25 protein-coding genes, 4 tRNA genes and 3 rRNA genes are annotated in these 26,229 nt (G+C 34.2%); 26 read left to right on the forward strand and 6 right to left on the reverse strand.

Annotated elements, in window-relative coordinates:
• The 7 genes from BXU10_RS22765 to BXU10_RS24905 form a co-directional block, all read left to right on the forward strand.
• A 16S ribosomal RNA gene (locus BXU10_RS22765) occupies positions 1–452 on the forward strand; the annotation flags it as partial.
• Positions 453–578: 126 nt separating this feature from the next.
• A tRNA-Ile gene (locus BXU10_RS22770) sits at positions 579–652 on the forward strand.
• 142 nt (positions 653–794) lie between these two features.
• Positions 795–868, forward strand: a tRNA-Ala gene (locus tag BXU10_RS22775).
• Between the two features lie 159 nt (positions 869–1,027).
• Positions 1,028–3,909 (forward strand): 23S ribosomal RNA (locus BXU10_RS22780).
• A 181-nt stretch (positions 3,910–4,090) separates the two neighbouring features.
• Positions 4,091–4,200 (forward strand): 5S ribosomal RNA (gene rrf / locus BXU10_RS22785).
• A 49-nt stretch (positions 4,201–4,249) separates the two neighbouring features.
• Positions 4,250–4,322: transfer RNA gene (locus tag BXU10_RS22790), tRNA-Phe, on the forward strand.
• A gap of 7 nt (positions 4,323–4,329) precedes the next feature.
• Positions 4,330–4,415 (forward strand) — tRNA-Leu (locus BXU10_RS24905).
• Positions 4,416–4,418: 3 nt separating this feature from the next.
• On the opposite strand, the gene BXU10_RS22795 is transcribed toward BXU10_RS24905, so the two are convergent.
• Together BXU10_RS22795 and BXU10_RS25430 are read right to left on the reverse strand one after the other, a co-directional pair.
• The gene (locus BXU10_RS22795; protein WP_223255541.1) at positions 4,419–5,171 is read right to left on the reverse strand and encodes a transposase; all 753 of its coding nucleotides are present in this window, start codon (positions 5,169–5,171) and stop codon (positions 4,419–4,421) included.
• Entirely contained in the window at positions 5,161–5,568 is a 408-nt protein-coding gene (locus BXU10_RS25430; protein WP_223255542.1) for a hypothetical protein, read from the reverse strand. The genes BXU10_RS22795 and BXU10_RS25430 overlap by 11 nt, the downstream gene beginning before the upstream one ends.
• Before the next feature lie 411 nt (positions 5,569–5,979).
• Here BXU10_RS25430 and BXU10_RS22800 point away from each other — a divergent pair, with 411 nt between their 5' ends.
• A complete protein-coding gene (locus BXU10_RS22800) occupies positions 5,980–7,632 on the forward strand; it encodes a M1 family metallopeptidase (RefSeq protein ID WP_078229756.1) in 1,653 nt (550 codons plus the stop codon).
• Positions 7,633–7,720: 88 nt separating this feature from the next.
• Here the strand turns inward: BXU10_RS22800 and tpiA are convergent, their stop codons facing one another.
• Both tpiA and BXU10_RS22810 read right to left on the reverse strand, forming a co-directional pair.
• The gene (gene tpiA / locus BXU10_RS22805) at positions 7,721–8,473 is read right to left on the reverse strand and encodes a triose-phosphate isomerase (protein ID WP_078229757.1); all 753 of its coding nucleotides are present in this window, start codon (positions 8,471–8,473) and stop codon (positions 7,721–7,723) included.
• Positions 8,474–8,517: 44 nt separating this feature from the next.
• The gene (locus BXU10_RS22810) at positions 8,518–9,021 is read right to left on the reverse strand and encodes a TlpA disulfide reductase family protein (RefSeq protein ID WP_078229758.1); all 504 of its coding nucleotides are present in this window, start codon (positions 9,019–9,021) and stop codon (positions 8,518–8,520) included.
• 426 nt (positions 9,022–9,447) lie between these two features.
• Here BXU10_RS22810 and BXU10_RS22815 point away from each other — a divergent pair, with 426 nt between their 5' ends.
• From BXU10_RS22815 to BXU10_RS22845, 8 genes are all read left to right on the forward strand, one after another.
• Entirely contained in the window at positions 9,448–10,794 is a 1,347-nt protein-coding gene (locus BXU10_RS22815; RefSeq protein ID WP_223255543.1) for an adenosine deaminase, read from the forward strand.
• A gap of 3 nt (positions 10,795–10,797) precedes the next feature.
• Positions 10,798–10,932, forward strand: coding sequence for a chromate resistance protein ChrB domain-containing protein (locus tag BXU10_RS25655; protein ID WP_255406244.1), 135 nt, complete (start codon positions 10,798–10,800; stop codon positions 10,930–10,932).
• A 17-nt stretch (positions 10,933–10,949) separates the two neighbouring features.
• A complete protein-coding gene (locus BXU10_RS25660) occupies positions 10,950–11,666 on the forward strand; it encodes a chromate resistance protein ChrB domain-containing protein (RefSeq protein ID WP_255406265.1) in 717 nt (238 codons plus the stop codon).
• 60 nt (positions 11,667–11,726) lie between these two features.
• The gene (locus tag BXU10_RS22825) at positions 11,727–12,224 is read left to right on the forward strand and encodes a hypothetical protein (RefSeq protein WP_078229760.1); all 498 of its coding nucleotides are present in this window, start codon (positions 11,727–11,729) and stop codon (positions 12,222–12,224) included.
• A 10-nt stretch (positions 12,225–12,234) separates the two neighbouring features.
• Positions 12,235–12,564 carry a chromate transporter gene (locus BXU10_RS22830; protein ID WP_223255544.1) on the forward strand — a complete coding sequence of 110 codons (330 nt, stop codon included), beginning with the start codon at positions 12,235–12,237 and terminating at the stop codon, positions 12,562–12,564.
• Positions 12,565–12,651: 87 nt separating this feature from the next.
• Positions 12,652–13,125, forward strand: a complete 474-nt coding sequence (rlmH, locus tag BXU10_RS22835) for a 23S rRNA (pseudouridine(1915)-N(3))-methyltransferase RlmH (RefSeq protein ID WP_078229761.1) — start codon at positions 12,652–12,654, stop codon at positions 13,123–13,125.
• A gap of 83 nt (positions 13,126–13,208) precedes the next feature.
• The gene (locus tag BXU10_RS22840) at positions 13,209–14,525 is read left to right on the forward strand and encodes an MFS transporter (RefSeq protein WP_078229762.1); all 1,317 of its coding nucleotides are present in this window, start codon (positions 13,209–13,211) and stop codon (positions 14,523–14,525) included.
• Between the two features lie 80 nt (positions 14,526–14,605).
• Positions 14,606–15,178 carry a pentapeptide repeat-containing protein gene (locus BXU10_RS22845; RefSeq protein ID WP_078229763.1) on the forward strand — a complete coding sequence of 191 codons (573 nt, stop codon included), beginning with the start codon at positions 14,606–14,608 and terminating at the stop codon, positions 15,176–15,178.
• Here the strand turns inward: BXU10_RS22845 and BXU10_RS22850 are convergent, their stop codons facing one another.
• Positions 15,179–15,676, reverse strand: a complete 498-nt coding sequence (locus tag BXU10_RS22850) for a GNAT family N-acetyltransferase (RefSeq protein ID WP_078229764.1) — start codon at positions 15,674–15,676, stop codon at positions 15,179–15,181.
• Positions 15,677–15,801: 125 nt separating this feature from the next.
• Here BXU10_RS22850 and BXU10_RS22855 point away from each other — a divergent pair, with 125 nt between their 5' ends.
• Entirely contained in the window at positions 15,802–16,635 is an 834-nt protein-coding gene (locus BXU10_RS22855; RefSeq protein ID WP_223255545.1) for an IS982 family transposase, read from the forward strand.
• Between the two features lie 9 nt (positions 16,636–16,644).
• On the opposite strand, the gene BXU10_RS22860 is transcribed toward BXU10_RS22855, so the two are convergent.
• Positions 16,645–17,685 carry a GMP reductase gene (locus BXU10_RS22860; RefSeq protein WP_078229766.1) on the reverse strand — a complete coding sequence of 347 codons (1,041 nt, stop codon included), beginning with the start codon at positions 17,683–17,685 and terminating at the stop codon, positions 16,645–16,647.
• A 270-nt stretch (positions 17,686–17,955) separates the two neighbouring features.
• Here BXU10_RS22860 and BXU10_RS22865 point away from each other — a divergent pair, with 270 nt between their 5' ends.
• The 9 genes from BXU10_RS22865 to BXU10_RS22905 all read left to right on the forward strand — a co-directional run bounded on the left by BXU10_RS22865 (position 17,956) and on the right by BXU10_RS22905 (position 26,202).
• Complete coding sequence (locus BXU10_RS22865; protein ID WP_078229767.1) at positions 17,956–19,185, forward strand: HD domain-containing protein; 1,230 nt, start codon at positions 17,956–17,958, stop codon at positions 19,183–19,185.
• Between the two features lie 131 nt (positions 19,186–19,316).
• Positions 19,317–20,360: a UDP-3-O-(3-hydroxymyristoyl)glucosamine N-acyltransferase gene (gene lpxD / locus BXU10_RS22870; RefSeq protein WP_031455315.1), complete on the forward strand. Its 1,044-nt coding sequence runs from the start codon at positions 19,317–19,319 to the stop codon at positions 20,358–20,360.
• Positions 20,353–21,741 (forward strand): bifunctional UDP-3-O-[3-hydroxymyristoyl] N-acetylglucosamine deacetylase/3-hydroxyacyl-ACP dehydratase, encoded by a 1,389-nt coding sequence (locus tag BXU10_RS22875; protein WP_078229911.1) that lies wholly within the window; start codon positions 20,353–20,355, stop codon positions 21,739–21,741. Before lpxD ends, BXU10_RS22875 begins: the two co-directional genes overlap by 8 nt.
• Before the next feature lie 70 nt (positions 21,742–21,811).
• On the forward strand, positions 21,812–22,597 hold the full coding sequence (lpxA, locus tag BXU10_RS22880; RefSeq protein WP_031455317.1) for an acyl-ACP--UDP-N-acetylglucosamine O-acyltransferase: 786 nt from the start codon (positions 21,812–21,814) through the stop codon (positions 22,595–22,597).
• Positions 22,598–22,692: 95 nt separating this feature from the next.
• On the forward strand, positions 22,693–23,259 hold the full coding sequence (gene efp / locus BXU10_RS22885) for an elongation factor P (protein WP_031455318.1): 567 nt from the start codon (positions 22,693–22,695) through the stop codon (positions 23,257–23,259).
• A gap of 120 nt (positions 23,260–23,379) precedes the next feature.
• A complete protein-coding gene (locus BXU10_RS22890) occupies positions 23,380–24,309 on the forward strand; it encodes a UDP-3-O-(3-hydroxymyristoyl)glucosamine N-acyltransferase (RefSeq protein ID WP_078229768.1) in 930 nt (309 codons plus the stop codon).
• Between the two features lie 2 nt (positions 24,310–24,311).
• Positions 24,312–24,674: a nuclear transport factor 2 family protein gene (locus BXU10_RS22895; RefSeq protein ID WP_031455320.1), complete on the forward strand. Its 363-nt coding sequence runs from the start codon at positions 24,312–24,314 to the stop codon at positions 24,672–24,674.
• Between the two features lie 86 nt (positions 24,675–24,760).
• Entirely contained in the window at positions 24,761–25,633 is an 873-nt protein-coding gene (gene sucD, locus BXU10_RS22900; RefSeq protein WP_031455321.1) for a succinate--CoA ligase subunit alpha, read from the forward strand.
• Positions 25,634–25,773: 140 nt separating this feature from the next.
• A complete protein-coding gene (locus BXU10_RS22905) occupies positions 25,774–26,202 on the forward strand; it encodes a hypothetical protein (protein WP_078229769.1) in 429 nt (142 codons plus the stop codon).
• Positions 26,203–26,229: the final 27 nt, after the last annotated feature.

Raw genomic sequence — 26,229 nt, forward strand, 5'->3', positions numbered from 1 at the left:
GTGTCAGGTTAAGTCCTATAACGAGCGCAACCCCTGTTGTTAGTTGCCAGCGAGTCATGTCGGGAACTCTAACAAGACTGCCAGTGCAAACTGTGAGGAAGGTGGGGATGACGTCAAATCATCACGGCCCTTACGCCTTGGGCTACACACGTGCTACAATGGCCGGTACAGAGAGCAGCCACTGGGCGACCAGGAGCGAATCTATAAAACCGGTCACAGTTCGGATCGGAGTCTGCAACTCGACTCCGTGAAGCTGGAATCGCTAGTAATCGGATATCAGCCATGATCCGGTGAATACGTTCCCGGGCCTTGTACACACCGCCCGTCAAGCCATGGAAGCTGGGGTGCCTGAAGTCGGTGACCGCAAGGAGCTGCCTAGGGTAAAACTGGTAACTAGGGCTAAGTCGTAACAAGGTAGCCGTACCGGAAGGTGCGGCTGGAACACCTCCTTTCTAGAGCCTTAGTGTTAGCATTTGTGCACGCTGAGGAAAAAAGATGAAGATCTTTAAAGTTCTGAATTGAAAGATTGTATTACTCTTGCTGTTAATTTAAAAAAAAATGAAAATTAAGTAAAACAGAGTCTCGTAGCTCAGCTGGTTAGAGTACTACACTGATAATGTAGGGGTCGGCAGTTCGAGTCTGCCCGGGACTACTTTTTAAAATCAAATTGACAATTATTAATTGACAATTGATAATTAAAAAGACTGATTAGCTTAATTAAAAGGAAATTTTAGAGGTTGAGTAACCGTTTTAAGTACTGTTAACTGAAAACTGTTAACTGACAACTAAAAAATGGGGGATTAGCTCAGCTGGCTAGAGCGCCTGCCTTGCACGCAGGAGGTCAACGGTTCGACTCCGTTATTCTCCACGAAATAATTGACAATTATCAATTGATAATTATTAATTGTTAAAGTTCATTGACATATTGAGATAAGAAATAATAAAAAGTAGAAAGCGTTTTTTGTTATAGTAGAGATACAAACAACAAGAAACAAAAAAAAACGGTCATATTAATTTATGATTGGTACAATAAGCAAAATAAGGGCGTATGGGGGATGCCTAGGCTCTCAGAGGCGATGAAGGGCGTGATAAGCTGCGAAAAGCTACGGGGATCGGCACACACGAATTGATCCGTAGATACCCGAATGGGGCAACCCACTATGTTGAAGACATAGTACACCGATAGGTGGGCAAACCCGCTGAACTGAAACATCTAAGTAGGCGGAGGAGAAGAAAACAAAAGTGATTCCGTAAGTAGTGGCGAGCGAACGCGGATTAGCCCAAACCAATGTTGTTACGGCAATGTTGGGGTTGTAGGACCACGATATTTTATGTACACGGAACCGGAACTGACTGGAAAGTCGGGCCATAGAGGGTGATAGCCCCGTATGGGTAACAAGTATAATAGATAGTGGTATCCTGAGTAGGGCGGGGCACGTGAAACCCTGTCTGAATTTGGCGGGACCATCCGCTAAGGCTAAATACTCCTGAGAGACCGATAGTGAACCAGTACCGTGAGGGAAAGGTGAAAAGAACCGTGAATAACGGAGTGAAATAGATCCTGAAACCATACGCTTACAAGCGGTCGGAGCCCTTTCGTGGGGTGACGGCGTGCCTTTTGCATAATGAGCCTACGAGTTAACGTTGCTGGCAAGGTTAAGTGGTTAAGCCACGGATCCGTAGCGAAAGCGAGTCTGAATAGGGCGCTTTAGTCAGTAGTGTTAGACGCGAAACCGTGTGATCTACCCATGGGCAGGATGAAGCGCTGGTAACACAGTGTGGAGGTCCGAACCGGTTGACGTTGAAAAGTCTTCGGATGACCTGTGGGTAGGGGTGAAAGGCCAATCAAACTCGGAAATAGCTCGTACTCCCCGAAATGCATTTAGGTGCAGCGCTGGCGATAGTTATATAGAGGTAGAGCTACTGATTGGATGCGGGGGCTTCACCGCCTACCAATTCCTGACAAACTCCGAATGCTATATAATGTTTCCCAGCAGTGAGGGCTTGGGTGCTAAGGTCCAAGTCCGAGAGGGAAAGAACCCAGACCATCAGCTAAGGTCCCCAAATATATGTTAAGTTGAAAGAACGAGGTTTGTCTGCCCAGACAGCTAGGATGTTGGCTTGGAAGCAGCCATTCATTTAAAGAGTGCGTAACAGCTCACTAGTCGAGCGGACGAGCATGGATAATAATCGGGCATAAACATATTACCGAAGCTATGGATTTACAAGCAATTGTAAGTGGTAGGGGAGCATTCTAACAGGGTTGAAGGTGTATCGTAAGGTATTCTGGACTGGTTAGAAAAGAAAATGTAGGCATAAGTAACGATAATGCGGGCGAGAAACCCGCACACCGAAAGACTAAGGTTTCCACAGCTATGCTAATCAGCTGTGGGTTAGTCGGGACCTAAGGCGAACCCGAAAGGGACAGTCGATGGCCAACGGGTTAATATTCCCGTACTACTGATTACTGTGATGGGGTGACGGAGTGATGAAAGCGCCGCGAACTGACGGAATAGTTCGTTGAAGTACCTACCTATAAGACCCGCAGGCAAATCCACGGGTTTTGGGGAAATACGATAGTACTCGGAGTCTTCGGACAAAGAGATAGTGCGCCTAAGGGCTTCCAAGAAAAACCTCTAAACTTCAGGTAATTAGTACCCGTACCGCAAACCGACACAGGTAGTCGAGGAGAGAATCCTAAGGTGCTCGAGAGATTCATGGCTAAGGAATTAGGCAAAATAGACCCGTAACTTCGGGAGAAGGGTCGCCAGCAGCAATGCTGGCCGCAGTGAAGAGGTCCAGGCGACTGTTTATCAAAAACACAGGGCTCTGCAAAATCGTAAGATGAAGTATAGGGCCTGACACCTGCCCGGTGCTGGAAGGTTAAGAGGAGATGTTATCTTCGGAGAAGCATTGAATTGAAGCCCCAGTAAACGGCGGCCGTAACTATAACGGTCCTAAGGTAGCGAAATTCCTTGTCGGGTAAGTTCCGACCTGCACGAATGGTGTAACGATCTGGACACTGTCTCAGCCATGAGCTCGGTGAAATTGTAGTAACGGTGAAGATGCCGTTTACCCGCAGTGGGACGAAAAGACCCTGTGCACCTTTACTATAGCTTAGTATTGACCTTGGATAAATGATGTGTAGGATAGGTTGGAGACTATGAAGCGGCGTCGCCAGGCGTTGTGGAGTCATTGTTGAAATACAACCCTTTGTTTATCTGAGGCCTAACCCCGCTTTGTGGGGGACAGTGCTTGGTGGGTAGTTTGACTGGGGTGGTCGCCTCCAAAAGAGTAACGGAGGCTTCTAAAGGTTCCCTCAGTACGCTTGGTAACCGTGCGTAGAGTGCAATGGCATAAGGGAGCTTGACTGAGAGACATACAGGTCGATCAGGTACGAAAGTAGAGCATAGTGATCCGGTGGTTCCGCATGGAAGGGCCATCGCTCAAAGGATAAAAGGTACGCCGGGGATAACAGGCTGATCTCCCCCAAGAGCTCATATCGACGGGGGGGTTTGGCACCTCGATGTCGGCTCGTCACATCCTGGGGCTGGAGAAGGTCCCAAGGGTTGGGCTGTTCGCCCATTAAAGTGGCACGCGAGCTGGGTTCAGAACGTCGTGAGACAGTTCGGTCTCTATCTACTGTGGGCGTTAGAAATTTGAGTGGATCTGATTCTAGTACGAGAGGACCGAATTGGACTAACCTCTAGTGTATCTGTTGTCCCGCCAGGGGCACCGCAGAGTAGCTACGTTGGGAAGGGATAAGCGCTGAAAGCATATAAGCGCGAAACCCACCACAAGATGAGATTTCTTTTAAGGATCGTGGAAGATGACCACGTTGATAGGCTATAGATGTAAAGGCAGTAATGTCATAGTCGAGTAGTACTAATAATCCGTAAGCTTATGTACACCCTTTTCCTCCGGGTCAACCCGGAGGAAGAAACTTTCTAAAAATAGTAAATAAAAATATTTTTCTTTATCTCAGTATGTTAAGATATTTGCCCGTCGCGGGCAGTCTTAAAGACGAAAGTCCAGAGTCGTAAAGTGAAAACTTTTGACTTTATGACCTTAGACTTTAGACTAACAACCTTAAGGTGGTTATTGCGGCGGGGCTCACCTCTTCCCATCCCGAACAGAGTAGTTAAGCCCGCCTGCGCAGATGGTACTGCAGTTATGTGGGAGAGTATGTCGTCGCCTTTCTTTTGAAAACCCTGTTTCTGATGAAACAGGGTTTTTTGTTTTAAAATGAGGTACCTTAGCTCAGATGGTAGAGCAATGGACTGAAAATCCATGTGTCCCTGGTTCGATCCCTGGAGGTACCACAAATGCTCGGATGGTGAAATTGGTAGACACGCTGGACTTAAAATCCAGTGAACAGAAATGTTCGTGCGGGTTCAAGTCCATAAGTGTTCGAAACCTCATTCCGGATTTAAAATTGTATTTACTTTGTTTGGATCTCCTCCACATTTTTCAACTATGTCTTTAATAATTAAAACTTCTAATTCTTGTGCAAACTTCAATTTTGCAATTTTATATCCTTTGAGTTCATTGAGTTTTTTATAAACCACTAATAAAATAGCCGTTATCAAAGTCATATACATTACTACTTTTACGCCATTGATATTTCTGCTTAACAAATGACTAAAATTTAGATTCTGTTTTATGAATTTAAAAAACACTTCAATTTCCCATCGTTGTCTATAAATTTCTGCCACATCCTTTGCTGTTAAGGTTTTACTGTTGGTTAAAAAATAAAAAACTTCGCCATCTTCCTTTTCTTTTGCAATGATTAAACGCAGGAATTTTTGAGTTTTTTTATTTCGTTTATCATATAATTTTACCTCTAAATCTTGTTCTAATATTAATCTTTCTGTTTGATTTTCATCAATTTCAAATTTTTTAACCGTTTCAAAACCAGTGTAATTATTCAATCTTGTTACAAAGGTTAAATTATTCTCGTTGAACTCTTCAAATGTTGCCCTTGCTTGAAGCCCCCTATCAAAAACCAAAATATTGTCTGCACTTAGCGGACATTCTTTTACCAACTCTTTTAATGCAAAATCTTCCGAAACGAATGACTGTTCTGTGAAGATTTTTGAATGGATTGGTATGTTGGAAAAAGCTATGCTGAATTTTACAAATTTCTTGTCTCCTTGTTTATTAATTTGCATACCTTACTTTTAATAATTTAGAAGAAATACTAACCAGCGTGGAATCAAAAGAAATAATATTATGCTTTTTCTTCAAATATTTAACTTGATATTTTTTTAGGCAACTATTGAATATTGCTTCAAAATAATCAGGATTTATATTTACTAATCGATCCCTAATTGAATTATATTTTACGCCTTGATAGCTAGTATTTGCAATACTTTTGAATGCCAACGAATGATAAAACTCTTCCATTACTCTCAAACTATTGTGTTTGATATTCAGCATAGAAAAAAGTAACAATTGAAACATCGTTTGTCCATGAAGTTTCTTTACTTGATAATCTACGTTGTAAGCAAGTGATAGTTTCTCTAATTCTCCTTTCGGAATATAACCTAAAACTTCTTCTAATTTCATAAGTCTGTTTTAGACTCAAATATAATAACTTTGAGGTTTCGAACACTTATGGTTCAAGTCCTGCTCTGATTACTGAAAACTCCAATTGGCTATGGCTGATTGGAGTTTTTTTTTTATTTTATGAAATGGAGTATTTTAGGTTTCAGACAATTGGAATTGGAATTTAAAATTTGTAATTTCTTCTGAGAACAGTACTTTTGTTTGCCATGAATCGCGTTAGGGATGGCAGAGATATTCTTTTGTGATTTACTGAACCTCTTTCTAAACCCGAAACCCAATCGCAAAAGATAAAGCGTACAGCCCGGCCCGCAGGGAAACACCATAAAAATATTAAAATATCTTATTTAAACAGAAGTTGAATGTTTACTTTTGTTCAATAATTGAACCTTTTAATTTCTAAATTTTAAATTAATGAAAAAATATCTAATCGTTTTTATCACTTTTTTTATTATCTCCTCATCGTACTCGCAAGGACTTCTTAATAAATCTGAAAAAGTATTTACACATCAGGATACTTTGCGTGGCAGTATTACTAAAGAAAGAAGTTGGTGGGATTTAAAATATTACCATTTAGATGTAAAAGTTAACCCATTTAATAAGACTATTATAGGTTCAAATACAGTTCGATATACAGTATTAAACAAGTATGACAAAATGCAAATTGATTTGCAAGAACCTATGCAAATTTATAAAGTAATACAAGGGGAAAAAGAATTGAAGTTTAAAAGAGATGGAAATGCTTTTTTTATTCAGTTAACTGAAGATCAGAGAGTAGGAGATACAAAAGAAATTATTATTTCATTTGGAGGAAAACCTAAAGAAGCTGTTAATCCTCCATGGGATGGAGGAATTACCTGGAAAAAAGATAAAAATGGAAAAGATTTTATAGCTTCATCATGTCAGGGATTAGGAGCCAGTGTTTGGTGGCCATGTAAAGATCACATGTATGATGAAGTAGAAAATATGTTAATTAGTGTAAATGTTCCGGGAGATTTAACAGACGTTTCAAATGGAAGATTGCAAAGCGTCAAAAAACAAAAAGATGGCACAAAAACATTTAATTGGTATGTTTCTAATCCTATAAATAATTACGGTGTAAATATTAACATTGGTGATTATGTTAATTTTTCGGAAAAATATGAAGGAGAGAAAGGGAATTTAGATTGTGACTATTATGTTTTAAGAGATAATTTAGCATTAGCAAAAGAACAATTTAAAGATGCTCCAAAAATGTTGAAAGCTTTTGAAAGCTGCTTCGGGCCTTATCCGTTTTATGAAGATAGTTACAAACTGGTGGAGGCTCCTTATTTAGGAATGGAACATCAAAGTAGTGTAACCTATGGGAATCAATACAAAAAAGGATATTTAGGACGTGATTTGAGCGGAACTGGCTGGGGATTAAAATTCGACTTTATTATTATACATGAATCTGGGCATGAATGGTTTGCAAATAATATCACCTATAAAGACATTGCTGATATGTGGATTCATGAGAGCTTTACTAATTATTCGGAAAGCCTTTTTGTGGAATATTATTACGGTAAAGAGGCTGGAGCTGAATATGTGATAGGTTGTAGAAAAAATATTAAAAATGATATTCCAATTATAGGGCATTATGATGTAAATAACGAAGGATCAGGTGATATGTATCCGAAAGGAGCAAATATGCTGCACATGATTCGTGAAGTAATTAATGATGATGCGAAATGGAAATCTATTTTAAGAGGACTAAACACTACATTTTATCATCAGACGGTTACATCTAAACAGATTGAAGATTATATTAACAGCCAGTCTGGAATTAATTTTAACAGAGTATTTGCACAATATCTAACGACGACTAAAATTCCGGTTTTAGAATATATTTTTAAAGACGGATCTTTTGGTTATCATTGGTCTAATTGTGTGGCTAAATTCGATATGCCGATAAAGGTGAAACTGAATGGAGTGGAGACTTGGTTAAAACCAACAACAGAATGGAAGTCTGAGAAAATTATTGGTGATAATAAAACGATTGAAGTAAGTAAAGATTTTTATGTAACGAGTTCTAATATTACAGAATAGATTTTCAATAGAAAAAAAGATATTACCAAAAAAAGAATCCCGATAAATTTTAATTAATCGGGATTCTTTAATATATATTATTGAATGTTTAGATAGCTGTTACAATAGCAAGAAAATCATCAGCTTTTAGAGCAGCCCCCCCAATTAATCCACCATCTACGTCTGGTTTAGAGAAGATCTCCTTTGCATTTTCAGGTTTTACTGAACCACCGTATAAGATAGAAACTTCATCAGCTATATCATTTCCAAAAGCTTTACGAATGGTTTCTCTGATAAATTCGTGCATTTCCTGTGCCTGCTCAGGAGAAGCTGTTTCACCTGTACCAATAGCCCAAACTGGTTCATACGCCAAAACTACATTTGACCATGATTCTTTTGAAATGTGAAATAATCCATCACGTAATTGATTTTCAACGATATTAAAATGATTGTCAGATTGACGGTCTTTTAATTCTTCTCCAAAACAAAAAATAACAGTCATTTCATGCTTTAAGGCTGTATCAACTTTATTAGCAATTAAAGCATCAGTTTCGTTAAAAATAGCTCTGCGCTCTGAGTGACCTAATATTACGGTATCAACTCCAATACTTTTTAGCATATCAGCAGAAATTTCTCCCGTAAAAGCTCCGCCTTCAGCTTGGTGAACATTTTGCGCTGAAACTCCAATAGGAGTATTTTTCAATTTATTAACGGCAGCAGCTAAATTTACAAATGTTGGTGCTACGATAACCTGAGCATTTGTTTTTGCTGGTATTTTTGTAATTAATTCGTTTAATAATTCTTCAGTTTGATTAGCATTTTTATGCATTTTCCAGTTTCCTGCAATAATTTGTTTTCTCATTTTGGATAGTATTAATTTTTTGTTTTTTATAGATTTTTTTTATATTATTTTAGACTTTTTAATGTTTCGTTAATTTTATCAAAATCGGTTTCAATGGCACGATAGAGTACAATTTTTCCAGTTTTGTCAATAATGATATATCTTGGAATCCAGTCTAAATCAATTGCTTTTCCAAAAACACCTTTCATTCCGTCATTCATCATGTAATGATCACCTTTTAATTCGTGTTTTTCAATTCCTATTTTCCATTTATCAGCTGTTTTATCTGCAGAAATAAATAAATAGGATACGCCAGTATTGTTGGCTTGAAGTTCTTTTACTTTAGGCATTGCTTTTACACAATCACCGCACCAAGAGGCCCAAACTTCAATTACTAGAGTCTTTCCTTTATATCTTTTTAAAATATCCTTGAATACAACCTGACTTTCGTCAACAGATAGTAATTTTTGAGATAAAGCTTCTTCAGAAAAACTTTGTTTCTCTGTTTTTTGCGCATTTGTACATGAAAAAGTAGCAAAAGCAATAAGTAATATAACTAATTGTTTCATTTTTATATGTTTTAAACAAAGTTAAACAAACAATTTGAAACAGAAATACAGATTATAAAAATTCAGGAAACGTTCAGAAATGCATTGAAAAAGAGAAAAATTGTTTATTAAAGGAAAAGTGAAATCGTAATAGTTATCCCTTAAATTTTAATTTTTTGATAATTCTATAAATCATTCTAATGACAAATGGTTGTTTATTTGGTTTTTCATCCAATAATTTATAAAATAAACATCAAAAATCCTGCTTAAAATGTTTCTTTAGGTATCCAAAATTTTATAATATTGATTATGAAATTTAATTCTTCCGGATTTTTTCAAAAATAACTATATTTGCTTGTAATTTAAACTTAGAATATGATGAGGATAATTACACTTTTCTGCTTCCTGATAACCCAATTAAATTTTTCTCAATCAGCTGAAAATTATTTGCAAAAAATAAGAAACAATGAAGCCGCGCTAACTGCTTTTTTTCAGCAAATGCCAAAAGGAGGCGATTTACATCATCATTTTTCCGGATCTATTTATGCAGAACCTCTTTTGGAAAGGGTTATTGCAGAAGATTTTTATCTTAATTTAGAAACGATGGAAGTTTCGAAAGTGGAATCATTAAAAGGTAATTGGGAAAGATTGTCATATCTTAAAAATAAAGGTAAACTGTCTTTTTATAAACAAAAAATTTTGCAAACCTGGTCTGCTAAGGACTTTAATGGTATGTCAGTTCCTTCTGATGATTTGTTTTTTAATTCTTTTCAAAAGTTTTCTCCTGCAATCGAAGGTCATTTTGCAGAAGGCTTGACAGAACTAAAGAACCGTGCACTTTCTGAAAATGTAAGTTATATTGAAACACAATTGTCTACAATTCCATGTGATATGAAAGTTGATGATCTGAATGATTTCAATTTAAAACTTCGTAAGGCTTCGGTTCAAAAAGATGAAAAGGCTGTTTTAAAACTTCTGGATGATTTGTATAAAAATATCCAACAAAGAAATGCTAAAAAATATGCGGAAGATTTTAATAACAATTTTATAGCAAAGCTTCACAAAGATTTAAAAATTGATGATGATAGATTTACGATGCGTTATCAAAATTTTGTATTGCGTTTTATGGAACCTGTTGATTTGTTTAAAAATCTTATGATTGCTTTTATTTCTGGAAATGAAAGTAAACTGGTTGCTGGCGTAAACATTGTTTCTCCTGAAGATGGAGAAACTTCCATGAAAGATTATTGGTTGCATATGATGATGTTTAAATATTGCCATTCTCAATTTCCTAACGTAAAATTCACGCTTCACGCAGGTGAATTGACATTAGGATTGGTTCAGCCAGAAGATTTAACCTGGCATATTAATTCGGCGATTTATATAGCCGGAGCCAATAGAATTGGTCACGGAGTTGATATTGCTTATGAAGCAAATTCGTATGATTTATTGCGTTATATGTCAAAAAATAATATTCCTATTGAAATTAATTTGGCCAGTAACGAATTTATTTTAAAAGTAAAAGAGGGGAGACATCCTTTTTCACTTTATAAAGAGTTTAATGTGCCGATTGTAATTAGTACGGATGATGCAGGAATCTTAAGAACTAATATGACAGAACAATATGTTTTATTGGCAAAAAGATATCCGGATGTTTCATACGAAACGATAAAACAATATGTCTACAACAGTATTAATTACAGTTTTATTCAGGATGTATCTGTTAAAAAAGAATTACTGAAAGATTTAGATGTTCGATTTAAAATCTTCGAAAATCAATTTTCTAAAAAGTAACAAATGAAATGGATCACGCGTGAACGCCCTAAAATAGACCGATTAGCCTGTTCGTGGCTTATTCAGAAATTTGTCGATTCTGAGGCAGAATTTTTTTATGTTCCTTTTGATAATGTTATTGAAGAAGCAAAAAACTAAATGCAATTCCGTTTGATATTCCGGGAGTCGAATATACGCATTATGAGGATCAATGTACTTTTGATTATATGATTAAAAAACACAAAATTGATGACCCTGCTATTACTGTAATTTCAAAAATAGTTCGTGGAGCCGATACAGACAGGCATGATATTGCTAATGAGTCGGCTGGACTTTGGGCTATTTCAGCAGGATTGACACATAATATTACTGATGATTCTAAACTTTTAGAAATAGGAATGGTGATTTATGATGCTTTATATAGCTGGGCTTCTTATTTATATCATCAAAAACATTTACAGAATAGTCCTTTTGAAAATTTGCTTCATGAAGTGTATATCAAATTTTTAAAGGCAAACAAAACGGAGAAAAAGAAAATTCCGGGTTGGGTAAACGAATTAAAAGAAATGATTCAGGATCAGATTGATGCTCAATTTACATTTGACCTCAAAAAAATATCAACCGATTTAGAGTTAAATCCTTCTTATTTATCAAGAGAATTTTCTAAATATTTTGAAGATCTCAATTTTGGGGATTATATTAGGAAAATCAGAATTGAAAAGGCTATAAACCTTATTCAGAATTCAAATTATACGTTAACTGAAATCTCTTACTTAACAGGTTTTTCAGATCAAAGTCATTTTACCAGAATTTTTAAGCTTTATACTGGTGAAAATCCTTCTTCATTTAGAAAAAAACAGCAAAAAAGTAATTCAGATACAAAAAGTAGATAGTATCCTATTTGTTGCTTTTTAAGCTCCGTAGCTTTGTTTAAATTAATTAAACAAACAACAATGACACGGATTACAAAAAATATTCTTCTTTTTTTATTATTTTTTAGAACAGCTTATTCTCAAACTACTTATCCAAAAATAAATGGTTATATAGGGATTATGCACCCAATTGTTACTTTCAGTGAAGATGAAACAACAACGAACTTTGATGGTCATTATGTTGTAGCTTTTCCAATAGGAATCAATTTATGGAAAACTTCTAAAATAGGATTTTCCTTCGAAATTGTTCCAACAATCAAAGATGAAGACGGAGTAAGTAAATCAAATAATTTAACCTTTCATCCGGGAGTTCTGGTACCTCTCGGAAGCGGATTTTCTTTTGCAGGCAGAGTCGCTTTTGAAACTTCCGGCAGATATGGTTTTACTCCTGTTTTCAATAAAACACTCATCAAAAGTGAAAATTGCAGTTATTATGCTGCTTTGCCTTTGCCTGTCCGATTTGCAAATGATAAACCGGCAACATTTACTGTTGGATTTCAATTAGGAGTTTTATTTTAAAAGAATTGACATGACAGAAAAACCAACTTATAATTTTTATTATTTTTTAAAATTAGGAACAACCGGATTTTCAGGCGCATGTGTCTCTTCGTTAGCGACATTTTTGCCATGTTATTTATTTACAGTTATTCCGGCTCCTTACTTTCATAAGATTGCAAAAAATGATTCTATAAAAAATTTTGCTACAGGTATTACAGCAGCGGTCATTGGTGCATTAGTTGGAGCTGTGATTATAATTGCTTCAAAAAGTATTATTGATGTATGGACAGCATTAATTGCTATTCTGACCATTTTAGGTTTACTATTTATAAAAAAATATCTTAGCCGGTTATCATTTTGATAGCAGCTTTTTTAGGCATACTAATAAAATTAATACTATAGAAACTACGAATCATTTTTATCTTTGCTGTTCATAAATCAATTTAATATGAACATCAAACTTATCGCCATTGGCAAAACCGATAATAAATCATTGCAAACTTTAATCGATGATTACACAAAAAGACTTTCATTTTATATCAAATTTGATTTAGAAATCATTCCCGATATTAAGAATGTAAAGAACTTATCTGAAAGCCAGCAAAAAGAAAAAGAAGGTGAGTTGATTTTATCTAAATTAACGCCCACCGATCAATTAATTTTATTGGATGAAAATGGCAAAAACTTTTCAAGCGTTGGTTTTTCTGAAGAATTACAAAAAAAGATGAATTCAGGAATTAAAACTTTAGTTTTTGTAATTGGCGGACCCTATGGTTTTTCAGAAACGGTTTATAGTAAAGCACAAGGAAAAATTTCGCTTTCATTGATGACTTTTTCACATCAGATGGTACGTTTATTTTTTATAGAGCAATTATACAGAGGTTTTACAATTTTAAGAAACGAACCTTATCATCATCAATAAAAATAAATCATTGATTATTTATTAATGAAGATTTATGATGTTTATAAGAAAAAATAAATAAATTAGCCGTCAAAACCATAACCATGACAAACCTGCAAAAAGGGAGTAAAAAATTATTGAATGCCTGGGCCTTTTATGATTGGGCAAATTCAGTTTATACACTTACTATTTCATCCGCTGTATTTCCTATTTTTTATGGAGCTTTATTTTTGAAGCGAAGTCATTATATAGAAGTTTTTGGGTTAGAATTGAAAAATTCAGCCCTGATTAGTTTTGTAACCGCATTTGCTTTTGTATTTGTAGCCTTTTTTTCCCCGTTTCTTTCAGGTATTGCAGATTATGTTGGGAATAAAAAAATGTTCATGAAGTTTTTCTGCTATCTTGGAGCTTTATCCTGCATGGGATTGTATTGGTTTAATCTTGAAAATATTTATGTTGGATTATTGTTTTACTTTCTGGGGCTTATTGGGTATTGGGGAAGTTTAGTTTTCTATAATTCCTATTTGCCGGATATTGCATTTCCTGAGCAGCAGGATAAAATTAGCGCAAAAGGATACTCTTTAGGATATATTGGAAGTGTTGTTTTATTGGTTATTAATTTGTTGATGATTATGAAGCCTGACTGGTTCAAAATTACAGGAACCGGAACTCAATCGGCTAGCGATATAGCGATGCGATATTCTTTTATAATGGTAGGTGCATGGTGGATTTTATTTAGCCAGTATACGTATTATTATTTACCAAAAGGGAGTAAAGAAAATGGTGAAAAACTAACTAAATCTGTTGTTTTTAATGGTTTCAAGGAATTGAAAAAGGTATGGGGTTTATTGAATGATAATGTACCTTTAAAAAGATATTTAGGAGGATTTTTTGTTTCAAGTATGGCAGTTCAGACTGTAATGCTGGTAGCGACTTATTTTGGAGCTCAGGAAATTCAATGGGCATCTGAAGAAGAAAGTACTATTGGGTTAATTAAGTGTATTTTAATTATTCAATTAGTGGCTGTTATTGGTGCTTTTTTAACTTCAAGAGCGTCAGCAAAATTTGGTAATATTCCAACATTAATTGTAATCAATACTATCTGGGCAGTCTTTTGTGCTCTTGCCTTTTTTATTACTTTACCAATACATTTTTATGTAATGGCTACGGTAGTCGGATTTGTAATGGGAGGAATCCAGGCTTTGTCACGCTCAACGTATTCAAAGTTATTACCTGAGACCGAAGATACAGCATCATTTTTTAGTTTTTATGATGTTGCCGAAAAAATAGGAATCGTTATAGGAATGTGTCTTTATGGAATTATCGATCAAATTACAGGAAGCCCTCGGTTGGCAATTGTATTTTTAGCAGCTTTTTTTGTGATTGCAATTTTTCTTTTAAGAAGGGTACATAGAAAATAATCAGTAAATAATATTTCAGTCTAAACGCAATTATCATACATTTGATTCTTGCGTTTTTTATTTAATAACATTAACCTTTAATGACTAGTCAGTATTTCCTTGATAAAGAATTTAATAGCATCATTTATGATAGGGATGGGGCTAATTTTAAGGAATTTGAATGTTGTGTTTTTAATAATTGCAATTTTTCTGCCTGTACTTTTTTAGCCGTTACATTTATTGACTGCGTTTTTAATGACTGCATTTTTTCTGAAGCAAAAATCAATTATGTGGCTTTTAGAACAGCATCTTTTAATCGATGTAAAATCAAAGATGTAAATTTTGCCATGTGCGACAAACTCATTTTTGAAATTCATTTTAATGATTGTATTTTAGATTTTTCGAAATTTTATACTTTAAAAATAAAAGGAACAACATTTACAAACTGCAGTCTGGTTGCTGTCGATTTTATGGCTGCCGATCTTACAAGCGTACTTTTTGATAATTGTGATTTATATCGATCAGAGTTTGATAAGACAATTGCCAACAAAGCCGATTTCAAAACGAGTTATAATTACACCATTGATCCATCCAAAACGAAACTTAAAAAAGCTGTTTTTGCTTTGAATGAAGTAAAGGGCTTATTGTTTAAACACGATATAATTGTGAGCTGATTATAACTTTTTCGCCATAAAATAATCTTCCATTAAGAAACCATTTCCAATGTCAATATTGACTTCATCGATGATTTCAAATCCTATTTTTTTATAAAAACTTAATGCTGAATTGAATCGGTTTACGTTTAAGGATAAACTGTTTGAATGATTTTCTAAAGCCATTTTTTCAATCCATTCAATTACTTTTTTGCCAATACCTTTTCCTTGTGTCTCCGGCAAAAGATATATTTTATGAATTCGGGTTGCAGGTTCATTTTTGTAATGATGCTCAATTCCAATAAAACCCAAAGTTGTTTTGTCTTCTGAAATCATATAAAATAATTGTTCTTTTTTCTCCAATTGATTATTTAACGCTTTATCAGAGTAAAATAAATCCAACATATAATCTAATTGTTCTTCGGATAGGATTTTACCATACGTAATTGGCCAGGTTGTATTGGTTATTTCCTGAATGGTTTTGATGTTTTCTGCTTTTGCTTCTAAAATTGTAATCATATTGAATTTGAAAAAATGTATTCTAAAATAGTTAAATTATTTAATTCAAGTTGCTAGTTATAAAATATAAAAAGTAAGCATCAAAAGTGAGAAATTTGGTTTACGACAACTAAAGACTCACAGATATGATGCTTACAAAAGACAAAATTATTTCAATTTTTTGTTTAATGGATGATATTTTACAAGGAATTGAGCACAAAGACGATATTAGAAGACAAGTAAGTGACAGTGAAATAATAATAACAGCCATAGTTTCCTCGACAAGTTTTTATGGTAATCATTGTTCTGCAATTCAATTTATGAAGCAATATGGGTATATCCCTAATATGCTTGAGAAAAGCAGATTCAATAGGCGGCTTCATAAAATAGGTAAGCTTCTTTATGAATTATTTGAAATTATAAGTTCTTATTTTAAAGACTTTTGTTGCGAAATGCATTATATAATTGATTCTTTTCCAGTAGCGGTATGCCATAATATGAGAATTTCAAAATGCAAAATTCTTAAAGATAAAAAGTGGAGAGGTTACACGGCAAGTATGCGCAATTACTTTTACGGTGTCAAAGTACAATTAGTAACAACAAAATCAGGTATTCCAATAGCATTTCATTTTACACCAGGAAAAACAGCTGATGTAAAATCATTAGGAAGAATGATTGACAAATTACCTGCCGAAGCTTCAATATATGGCGATAGTGCTTATTTAGATTATAGTTTAGAAGATAAAGCTTTGGAACGAAAAGCAATTTTATTGAAAATTCAAAGAAAGTCGAATTCTAAAAGAAATGATACTTTAGAACAAAAAAGGGAAAAATTAAAAATGAGAAAAAGAGTAGAAACAACAATTAGCGATATCAAAAAACTTTTCCCAAGAACAATACACGCGGTGACACTCGATGGGTTTATTATAAAGCTTACACTCTTTGTATTCGCACTACAATTAAACAAATCAATTAACTAGCAACTTAAATTATTTAGTAAAAATTTGATTTTCCTGCTCACTGACTCTTATGAATGTTGTTCGCTTAGTTAATTCTTTTAGTCTGGAAGCACCAACATAAGTGCATGTACTGCGTAAGCCGCCTAAAATATCCAAAACCGTGTTGATTACGTTGCCTTTAAAAGGAATCTGAACCGTTTTTCCTTCACTGGCCCTATATTCAGCAACTCCACCGGAATGTTTGTCCATTGCAGTTGTAGAACTCATTCCGTAAAACTGTTTGAATTTTTCGCCTTTTATTTCGATCAGTTCACCGCCACTTTCTGTATGCCCGGCGAGCATTCCTCCAAGCATTACAAAATCTGAACCCGCACCAAAAGCTTTTGCCACATCACCGGGAGTTGTACAGCCTCCATCACTGATGATATGTCCGCCTAAGCCATGAGCTGCATCAGCGCATTCAATAATAGCTGAAAGCTGCGGATAGCCCACACCGGTTTTTATACGTGTTGTACAAACGGAACCAGGTCCAATTCCGACCTTAACAATATCAGCTCCTGCTAATAATAATTCTTCTGTCATTTCGCCGGTTACTACATTTCCTGCAATAATAACCTTGTCTGGATATTGTTCGCGGGTTTTTTTTAAAAACTGAACAAAATGTTCTGAATATCCATTGGCAACATCAATACAAATAAATTTCAGAGAGGGATTCGCTTTAATAATTTCAGCAATTTTAACAGCATCTTCTTTCCCTGTTCCTGTGCTAATGGCAATATAATTATAAAAATCTGAGGAAACGGTTTGTGAAAAATCATTCCACTCCTGAAGCGAATAATGTTTATGAATAGCGGTAAAAAGCCTTTCTTTTGCTAAAACAGCAGCCATTTCAAAAGTACCTACAGTATCCATATTCGCAGCCATAATTGGAATTCCTGTCCATGCTGTAGTACTATGCAAAAATTTGAAACCTCTTTCTAAAGATACTTCAGATCTGCTTTTTAAAGTCGATCTTTTGGGTCTGATCATTACATCTTTAAAGCCTAATTTAATATCGGTTTCTATTCTCATGATTTTCCAAATTTTTGTTACTTTCAAATATATTAATTTTGAAAATGAAACGCTTTATAACAACATGAAAACTAATCCTTAGTTATCAACATCTCACAAAAATGAAAGTTTAAGAAATTTCAAGATATATTTGTGTTTTGTTAAAAGTGTTTGTAAATAGTGCTTTTTTCTTTTTTTGATGAATGATTTTCTTTTTGTTTTTTAAGATAAAACAGAAAACTCTTTATAGTTAATTACTTATATTTGTTGACTTAAAAAATTACCAGAATAGTGAATCATATCAATAAGTTAAAAATATTCAATGACCCCATTTATGGCTTTATTTCTATTCCGAATGAGCTTATTTATGATTTAATCCAGCATCCTTATTTTCAGCGTTTGCGACGTATTTCACAAATGGGATTGTCGTATTTGGTTTATCCGGGAGCTAATCATACACGTTTTCATCACGCATTGGGCTGTATGCATTTGATGCAAAAAGCAATCGACACACTTCGTTTTAAAGATGTTGCTATTTCATCTGAAGAAGAAAATGCATTGTATATTGCTATTTTACTGCATGATATTGGCCACGGACCTTTTTCGCATGCAATGGAGAAAAGCATTGTAGAAGATGTTCATCACGAAGCCATTTCTCTTTTGTTTATGAATCAGTTGAATAATGAGTTTGACGGAAAATTAAGCCTGGCAATTCAGGTTTTTAAGGGTGAATATCATCGAAAGTTTATGCTTCAGCTGATTTCCAGTCAATTAGATATGGATCGAATGGATTATTTAAAACGTGACAGTTTTTACACAGGCGTTGCAGAAGGGAATGTCAATTCTGAACGTCTGATTCAGATGATGAATGTCGTTGAAGATATTTTGGTTATTGAAGAAAAAGGAATTTATTCAGTAGAAAAATTTTTGTTGTCAAGAAGATTGATGTATTGGCAGGCGTATTTGCATAAAACCAGCCTTGTAGCTGAATTGATTTTGATGAAAGTTTTAAAAAGAGCCAAAGAATTAACTTTAAAAGGTTTGTCTTTACCCTGTAGTGAGCCTCTTCGTTATTTTATGCAAAACAAAATTACCCTCGAATATTTTGATGCAGAAAAATTAGATTTATTTTCACAATTGGATGATTTTGATATTATCAGTGCTCTGAAAGCCTGGCAAAAACAGGATGATTTTATTCTTTCCACTCTAAGTAAAATGATTATTAACAGGGATTTATTGAAAATTAAATTAAGTGCAGAAAAAATTCCGATGGAAGAATCGCAATCCTTAAAAGAAGAATTTGCAGAACAACACCATATATCAGCTCTTGATGCAGGTTACTTTATTTTTAGGGGCAAAATTAAAAATCAGGCCTACAGTAAAGAAGCAGAACCTATAAGAATACTTAAAAAAGATAAAACAATTGAAGATGTTGTTGAAGCTTCTGACCAGTTGAATTTGAAATCATTATCTAAATTGGTTACAAAATATTACATATGTTTTCCAAAACAACTTATCTAAAATTAACATTTAAAACCTATTTTTTATATTTTTGTCGGACATAAAAACAAATTAGTATATTTTTTTTGAATATAAGCAGAACGTTAATATAGAGTTCCATCTTATTCGTATAAAAAATAGAATCAAATAAGATGAAATTTACAGCAGAACAAATAGCGGGGATTTTAGAAGGCGAAGTAGTTGGGAATCCTAATGCCGAGGTTTTTCGACTGTCTAAAATTGAAGAAGGAGAGGAGGGATCACTTACTTTTCTGGCAAATCCTAAATATATCAATCACATTTACACTACAAAAGCATCTGTAACGATTGTCAATGATTCTTTTATGCCTGAATCTGAAATTACAACTACTTTAATTAAAGTAGAAGATGCATATGTATCCTTTTCTAAACTTTTAGAGTTTTATAATCAGGTAAAATTAAATAAAAGCGGAATCGAGCCGCAAGCTTTTATAACTGAAGGAACCAAATATGGTGAAAACCTTTATTTGGGAAGTTTTAGTTATGTGGGTCAAAATGTGAGTTTAGGTAATAATGTAAAAATATATCCAAACAGTTTTATTGGTGATAATGTTGTTATTGGTGATAATGTGTGCATTTTTGCAGGGGCTAAAATTTATTCTGAAACTGTAATTGGTAATAACTGTACCATTCATTCAGGAACTATTATTGGTGCAGACGGTTTTGGTTTTGCTCCAAATGAAGATGGGGAATATAGTAAAGTACCGCAAATTGGTAATGTTATTATTGAGGACAATGTAGATATTGGAGCGAATACTACAATAGACAGAGCTACACTTGGATCTACAATTATTAGAAAGGGCGTAAAGTTAGACAATCAAATTCAGATTGCCCATAATGTTGAGATTGGTAAAAATACAGTAATTGCAGCTCAAACAGGAGTTGCAGGCTCTACAAAAATTGGAGAAAACTGTATGATTGGCGGACAGGTTGGTATTGCAGGGCATTTAGTAATTGGAAATAATGTTCGGGTTCAGGCTCAATCCGGAATAGGAAGAAACATTAAAGATGACGAAGTTTTGCAGGGAAGTCCAACATTTGGTTATAGCGATTTTAGTAAATCCTATGTTCATTTCAAGAACTTGCCTAAAATTGTTGCGGAATTAGAAGAATTAAAGAAACAAATAATAAACCCAAAAAATGGAAATAATGGTTAAACAGAAAACCATCAAGAATGAAATTTCACTAACAGGAGTTGGATTACATACAGGAAAAGAAGTTGCAATGACTTTTAAACCTGCTCCTATAAATAATGGTTTCACTTTTGTTAGAATTGACTTGCAAGGCCAACCGGTAATTGAGGCTGACGCCAATTATGTAGTTAACACACAAAGAGGTACCAATCTAGAAAAATTAGGTGTAAAAATTCAAACTCCTGAACATGTTTTAGCAGCATTAGTTGGTTGTGATCTGGATAACGTTATTATAGAATTAAATGCTTCAGAACTTCCTATTATGGATGGTTCTTCAAAATATTTTGTTGAGGCTATTGAAAAAGCCGGGATCGAAGAGCAGGATGCAAAGCGTAATGTTTATGTAGTAAAAGAGGTAATCTCATTTACAGATGAAACTACAGGAAGCGAGATTTTGGTTATGCCAAGCGATGATTATCAGGTTACAACTATGGTAGATTTTGGCACTAAAGTTTTAGGTACTCAAAATGCTACTTTGAAAAGCATTACTGATTTTAAAGATGAAATTTCAAATTCAAGAACCTTTAGTTTTTTGCATGAATTAGAGTCTTTATTAGAAAATGGATTAATAAAAGGTGGTGATCTTAATAATGCTATTGTTTATGTAGATAAAGAGATTTCCGATGCTACAATGGAAAACTTAAAAAGAGCTTTTGGTAAAGATGAAATTTCTGTAAAACCAAATGGTGTTCTTGATAATTTAACTTTGCATTATCCAAATGAAGCGGCAAGACATAAACTTTTAGATGTTATTGGTGATTTATCTTTAATTGGAGTTAGAATTCAGGGAAAAATTATTGCTAATAAACCTGGACATTATGTGAATACACAATTTGCCAAAAAATTAGCAAAAATTATAAAAATTGAGCAAAGAAACCATATCCCTGTTTACGATTTAAACCAGGAGCCATTGATGGATATCCATAAAATTATGGCTGTTTTGCCTCACAGACCTCCATTTTTGTTAATTGACAGAATTATTGAAATGTCATCAAGCCATGTTGTGGGATTGAAAAATGTTACCATGAATGAAAATTTCTTCGTTGGGCATTTTCCTGATGCTCCGGTTATGCCGGGTGTATTAATTGTTGAGGCAATGGCACAAACAGGTGGAATTTTAGTTCTAAGTACAGTTCCGGATCCTGAAAACTATTTGACTTATTTCATGAAAATAGATAATGTTAAATTCAAACATAAAGTTTTACCAGGTGATACTTTAATATTTAAGTGTGATTTGATTTCTCCTATCAGAAGAGGGATTTGTCACATGCAGGCCAACGCATATGCTAATGGAAAATTAGTTGCTGAAGCAGAATTAATGGCGCAAATTGCAAGAAAACAATAATTAATCAAAATTATTGTTTACGTTTGTTGCCCAAATTAGACTATTTTAAATTAAAATATAAAAAATACAGATGAATCAACCATTAGCATATGTTCATCCTGGCGCTAAAATCGCTAAAAATGTTGTAATTGAGCCTTTTACAACAATTCATAATAACGTTGTTATTGGTGATGGTACCTGGATAGGTTCAAATGTAACCATTATGGAAGGTGCCCGAATTGGAAAAAATTGTAATATTTTTCCAGGTGCAGTAATTTCAGCAGTTCCTCAGGATTTAAAATTTGGAGGAGAAGATTCTTTGGCTATCATTGGTGATAATTGCACGATAAGAGAATGTGTAACTATCAATAGAGGAACAATAGCTTCAGGTCAGACAGTTATAGGTAATAATTGTTTAATAATGGCAACTGCACATATTGCTCATGATTGTCATGTAGGTAATAATGCTATTATTGTTAACGGAGTTCTTTTAGGAGGCCACGTTACTATTGGTAATTATGCAATTATTGGAGGATTATCAGCAGTTCATCAATTTATCAGTGTGGGAGATCATGCTATGATTTCTGGAGGATCATTATTAAGAAAAGACGTTCCACCATATACTAAAGCTGCGAAAGAACCATTATCATATGTGGGAATAAATTCAGTAGGACTTAGAAGAAGAGGTTTTAGCACTGAAAAAATAAGAGAAATACAGGATATTTACAGAATTCTTTACCAGAAAAATTACAATACAACACAAGCTTTGAGTATTATTGAAGGTGAAATGGAAGCTACTCCGGAGAGAGATGAAATTTTAGATTTTATTCGAAATTCATCAAGAGGGGTAATGAAAGGATATTCAGGAAATTATTAAAATAGAGTTTAATTGTTTATTTGTTTAATCGTTCAAATCGAAAAAACAGTTAAACGATTCAACGATTCAACCAAAGTAAATAAAATAAAAAACAAATGGCGTCTACATCAGATATTAGAAACGGATTATGTATCAAATATAATCACGATATTTATAAAATTATCGAATTTCTTCACGTAAAACCAGGAAAAGGCCCCGCTTTCGTGAGAACAAAATTAAAAAGCTTAACAACAGGAAAAGTATTGGATAATACCTTTTCTGCAGGACACAAAATTGAAGACGTACGTGTAGAAACACATACGTATCAGTTTTTATATGCTGAAGGGGAAGAGTTTCATTTCATGAATGCTGAAACTTTCGAGCAAATTTCTTTGAATAAAAGTATTTTAGATGCTCCAGGGTTATTAAAAGAAGGAACAAACGTAATGGTTCAGGTTAATACAGAAACAGATTTGCCTTTGTCAGTTGATATGCCAGCTTCAATTGTTTTAGAAGTAACTTATGCTGAACCTGGAGTGAAAGGAAATACAGCTACAAATGCTACAAAATCAGCTACTGTAGAAACAGGAGCAACTGTAAACGTACCGTTATTCATCAATGAAGGTGATAAAATTAAAATTGATACCGCTTCAGGTTCTTATATGGAGCGTGTAAAAGAGTAACTTTTTAATTGAGATAATTTGACAATGAGTCAATTAGGTAATTTGTGAATTGTTATAATTTTGTATATTCACATTCTAATTGACTCATTTTCTAATTGGCACATTTTCTAATTATAAAATATGAAATTTCCAAAAGTTCACTCTTTAGAAGAAATTGCGAATTTGCTTAATTGCGAATTTATTGGTGACAAAGACTTTGATGTTTTAGGCATGAACGAAATTCATGTAGTTGAACCAGGTGATATTGTTTTTGTTGACCATCCCAAATATTATGACAAAGCTTTACAGTCAGCTGCTACTATTGTTTTAATTAATAAGAAAGTAGATTGTCCTGAAGGTAAAGCGCTTTTAATTTCTGATGATCCTTTCAGAGATTTCAATACTTTAACCAAACATTTTAAGCCTTTTCAATATGCGAATGTTGCTATTGCTCCATCTGCAAAAATAGGAGAAGGAACTGTTATTCAGCCAAATTCTTTTGTTGGAAATCACGTTACTATTGGTAAAAATTGCCTGATACATTCTAATGTTTCTATTTACGATCATACTGTAATTGGTGATGATGTAATTATTCATTCCGGAACTATTTTAGGAGCAGATGCTTTTTATTATAAAAAACGTCCTGATGGTTTTGATCAGTTAATTTCCGGAGGAAGAGTAGTTATTGAAAACAATGTTGGTATTGGTGCTCTGTGTACAATTGACAAAGGTGTAACAGGTGATACGAAAATTGGTGAAGGAACCAAAATCGATAATCAGGTACACGTTGGGCATGATTCTGTAATAGGAAAAAAATGTTTAATTGCTTCTCAAACAGGTATTGCCGGATGTGTTATTATTGAAGATGAAGTAACTATTTGGGGACAAGTTGGGACAACAAGTGGTATCACAATAGGAACGAAGGCAGTTATTATGGGACAGACAGGAGTCACTAAATCGGTTGAAGGAGGAAAATCTTATTTTGGAACTCCAATCGAAGAATCAAGAGAAAAGTTGAAACAATTAGCTAATATCAAAAAGATTCCTGAAATTTTAAGTAAATTAAAATAACTATGTCTATTAAAGAATTTGTTCAAAAATTTTATAAATCGGATGCCCTGATTGATAGTGAAATTTTTAAGACCTATCTGCATCCCGATGTAACTATAGAGTGGAATAGCAGTAAAGGATTAATCCACATGGATTACGATTCGATAATAAACATGGCAAATGAATTAAATCGCGCTTATGTGCGTTCAAAAGTTAGAATTAGTCATATAATAGCTGAAGATGATTTGGTTTCAGTACGTTATTCTCACTTTGTAAAAACGATTGAAAATCCTCGTGAAGAAATGTTGTTGGCACATTTTTTTACGATTTGGCAGATAAAAGACGGTAAATTGTATAGGGGTTATCAAATGAGTCAATTTTCGTGATATTTTTTGCCGATAAAAAAGGTGAAAATAAGTTACAAAACCTTACTTTTGCATCACAATTTTAAAAACTACATAAAATATATATCATGAGTGTTTTAGTTAATAAAGATTCCAAAATAATTGTTCAGGGATTTACAGGAAGCGAAGGAACTTTCCATGCTTCTCAAATGATTGAGTACGGTACTAATGTTGTGGGTGGTGTTACTCCTGGAAAAGGAGGAACCAGTCATTTGGACCGTCCGGTTTTTAACACAGTAAAAGATGCTGTAGATCAGGCCGGAGCTGATACTTCTATCATTTTTGTACCGCCGGCTTTTGCTGCTGATGCAATTATGGAAGCTGCTGATGCCGGAATTAAAGTAATTATTGCAATTACAGAAGGAATTCCTGTAGCAGATATGATTAAGGCTAATAATTATGTTAAAGAAAGAAATTCAAGATTAATTGGTCCAAATTGTCCTGGTATCATTACTCCGGGTGAAGCTAAAGTTGGTATTATGCCAGGTTTCGTTTTCAAAAAAGGAACTGTTGGTATCGTTTCTAAATCTGGAACTTTAACTTATGAAGCTGCTGATCAGGTTGTAAAACAAGGTTTAGGAATTACTACTGCTATTGGTATCGGTGGAGATCCAATCATTGGAACTACTACAAAAGAAGCTGTAGAATTATTAATGAACGATCCTGAAACTGAAATCATCATCATGATTGGTGAAATTGGTGGTCAGTTAGAAGCAGATGCTGCTAAATGGGTTAAAGCAGATGGTAACCGTAAACCAGTTGTTGGTTTTATCGCCGGAGAAACTGCTCCTGCAGGTAGAACAATGGGGCACGCAGGTGCTATTGTTGGTGGTTCTGATGATACCGCTGCCGCTAAAAAACAAATCATGAGAGACAACGGAATCCACGTTGTTGATTCACCAGCTGAAATTGGTAAAAAAGTAAAAGAAGTATTAGGATAATCTCCAATATTTAAAATAATAAATTCCAAAAAAGTCTCAATATTTTGTTGAGACTTTTTTATATTTTTAAAATGGCTGGAATATAATTAAAAACTTGGCTACTGAAATTCTCAAATAGCAGTAGCTTAAAAATAAGAAAAATGAGTAAAGAATTAAAAAAGTTTAAAGTAAGCAATAGTTTTACTTTTGCGATAGAAGACAGTTTAGAGCAAGTTTGTAATGCTCCCGAAGGAAGTGCAGGGATTTTTGTTGTGTATGCTGTTGAAGCTGAAGCAAAAGAATTAATCATGGTAGCTTCTACCGGAACTGTTCAAAATGATGGGACATTGAAAAGCAAAAATGGCGGGTTATATGATAAAATTGTAAACGGACATCAATTTGCCAAAACCGGAAGAAAATACTCTTGGCCGGCACAAATGAAACTGGAAAGTATTTCAGCTCTTGAAGTTGTTTGGTATGAAACTTTTAATGCAGATGTTAAAGCTATTCCAACTGCAGTTGAAGGACAAGTTTTGCAAAATTTCTTAGATGATAATGGTAAATTACCAAGATGGAATGTAGCTTTCTAAAAGCTTTTTTAAATAAACTTTTCATAA

The organism is Flavobacterium sp. LM4, assembly GCF_002017935.1.
GTDB classification, from domain to species: domain Bacteria; phylum Bacteroidota; class Bacteroidia; order Flavobacteriales; family Flavobacteriaceae; genus Flavobacterium; species Flavobacterium chungangense.

Bases quoted from the DNA above. Each gene is read 5' to 3' on its own strand.
- BXU10_RS22845 (WP_078229763.1), top strand. From the start codon at position 14,606: ATGACTAGTCAGTATTTCCTTGATAAAGAATTTAATAGCATCATTTAT.
- BXU10_RS25655 (WP_255406244.1), top strand. From the start codon at position 10,798: ATGAAATGGATCACGCGTGAACGCCCTAAAATAGACCGATTAGCCTGT.
- BXU10_RS22795 (WP_223255541.1), bottom strand. From the start codon at position 5,171: ATGCAAATTAATAAACAAGGAGACAAGAAATTTGTAAAATTCAGCATA.
- lpxD (WP_031455315.1), top strand. From the start codon at position 19,317: ATGAAATTTACAGCAGAACAAATAGCGGGGATTTTAGAAGGCGAAGTA.
- BXU10_RS22840 (WP_078229762.1), top strand. From the start codon at position 13,209: ATGACAAACCTGCAAAAAGGGAGTAAAAAATTATTGAATGCCTGGGCC.
- sucD (WP_031455321.1), top strand. From the start codon at position 24,761: ATGAGTGTTTTAGTTAATAAAGATTCCAAAATAATTGTTCAGGGATTT.
- BXU10_RS22830 (WP_223255544.1), top strand. From the start codon at position 12,235: ATGACAGAAAAACCAACTTATAATTTTTATTATTTTTTAAAATTAGGA.
- BXU10_RS22855 (WP_223255545.1), top strand. From the start codon at position 15,802: ATGATGCTTACAAAAGACAAAATTATTTCAATTTTTTGTTTAATGGAT.
- BXU10_RS22890 (WP_078229768.1), top strand. From the start codon at position 23,380: ATGAAATTTCCAAAAGTTCACTCTTTAGAAGAAATTGCGAATTTGCTT.
- BXU10_RS22810 (WP_078229758.1), bottom strand. From the start codon at position 9,021: ATGAAACAATTAGTTATATTACTTATTGCTTTTGCTACTTTTTCATGT.
- lpxA (WP_031455317.1), top strand. From the start codon at position 21,812: ATGAATCAACCATTAGCATATGTTCATCCTGGCGCTAAAATCGCTAAA.
- BXU10_RS22825 (WP_078229760.1), top strand. From the start codon at position 11,727: ATGACACGGATTACAAAAAATATTCTTCTTTTTTTATTATTTTTTAGA.
- BXU10_RS22800 (WP_078229756.1), top strand. From the start codon at position 5,980: ATGAAAAAATATCTAATCGTTTTTATCACTTTTTTTATTATCTCCTCA.
- efp (WP_031455318.1), top strand. From the start codon at position 22,693: ATGGCGTCTACATCAGATATTAGAAACGGATTATGTATCAAATATAAT.
- rlmH (WP_078229761.1), top strand. From the start codon at position 12,652: ATGAACATCAAACTTATCGCCATTGGCAAAACCGATAATAAATCATTG.
- BXU10_RS22850 (WP_078229764.1), bottom strand. From the start codon at position 15,676: ATGATTACAATTTTAGAAGCAAAAGCAGAAAACATCAAAACCATTCAG.
- BXU10_RS22875 (WP_078229911.1), top strand. From the start codon at position 20,353: ATGGTTAAACAGAAAACCATCAAGAATGAAATTTCACTAACAGGAGTT.
- tpiA (WP_078229757.1), bottom strand. From the start codon at position 8,473: ATGAGAAAACAAATTATTGCAGGAAACTGGAAAATGCATAAAAATGCT.
- BXU10_RS22860 (WP_078229766.1), bottom strand. From the start codon at position 17,685: ATGAGAATAGAAACCGATATTAAATTAGGCTTTAAAGATGTAATGATC.
- BXU10_RS22895 (WP_031455320.1), top strand. From the start codon at position 24,312: ATGTCTATTAAAGAATTTGTTCAAAAATTTTATAAATCGGATGCCCTG.
- BXU10_RS22905 (WP_078229769.1), top strand. From the start codon at position 25,774: ATGAGTAAAGAATTAAAAAAGTTTAAAGTAAGCAATAGTTTTACTTTT.
- BXU10_RS25430 (WP_223255542.1), bottom strand. From the start codon at position 5,568: ATGAAATTAGAAGAAGTTTTAGGTTATATTCCGAAAGGAGAATTAGAG.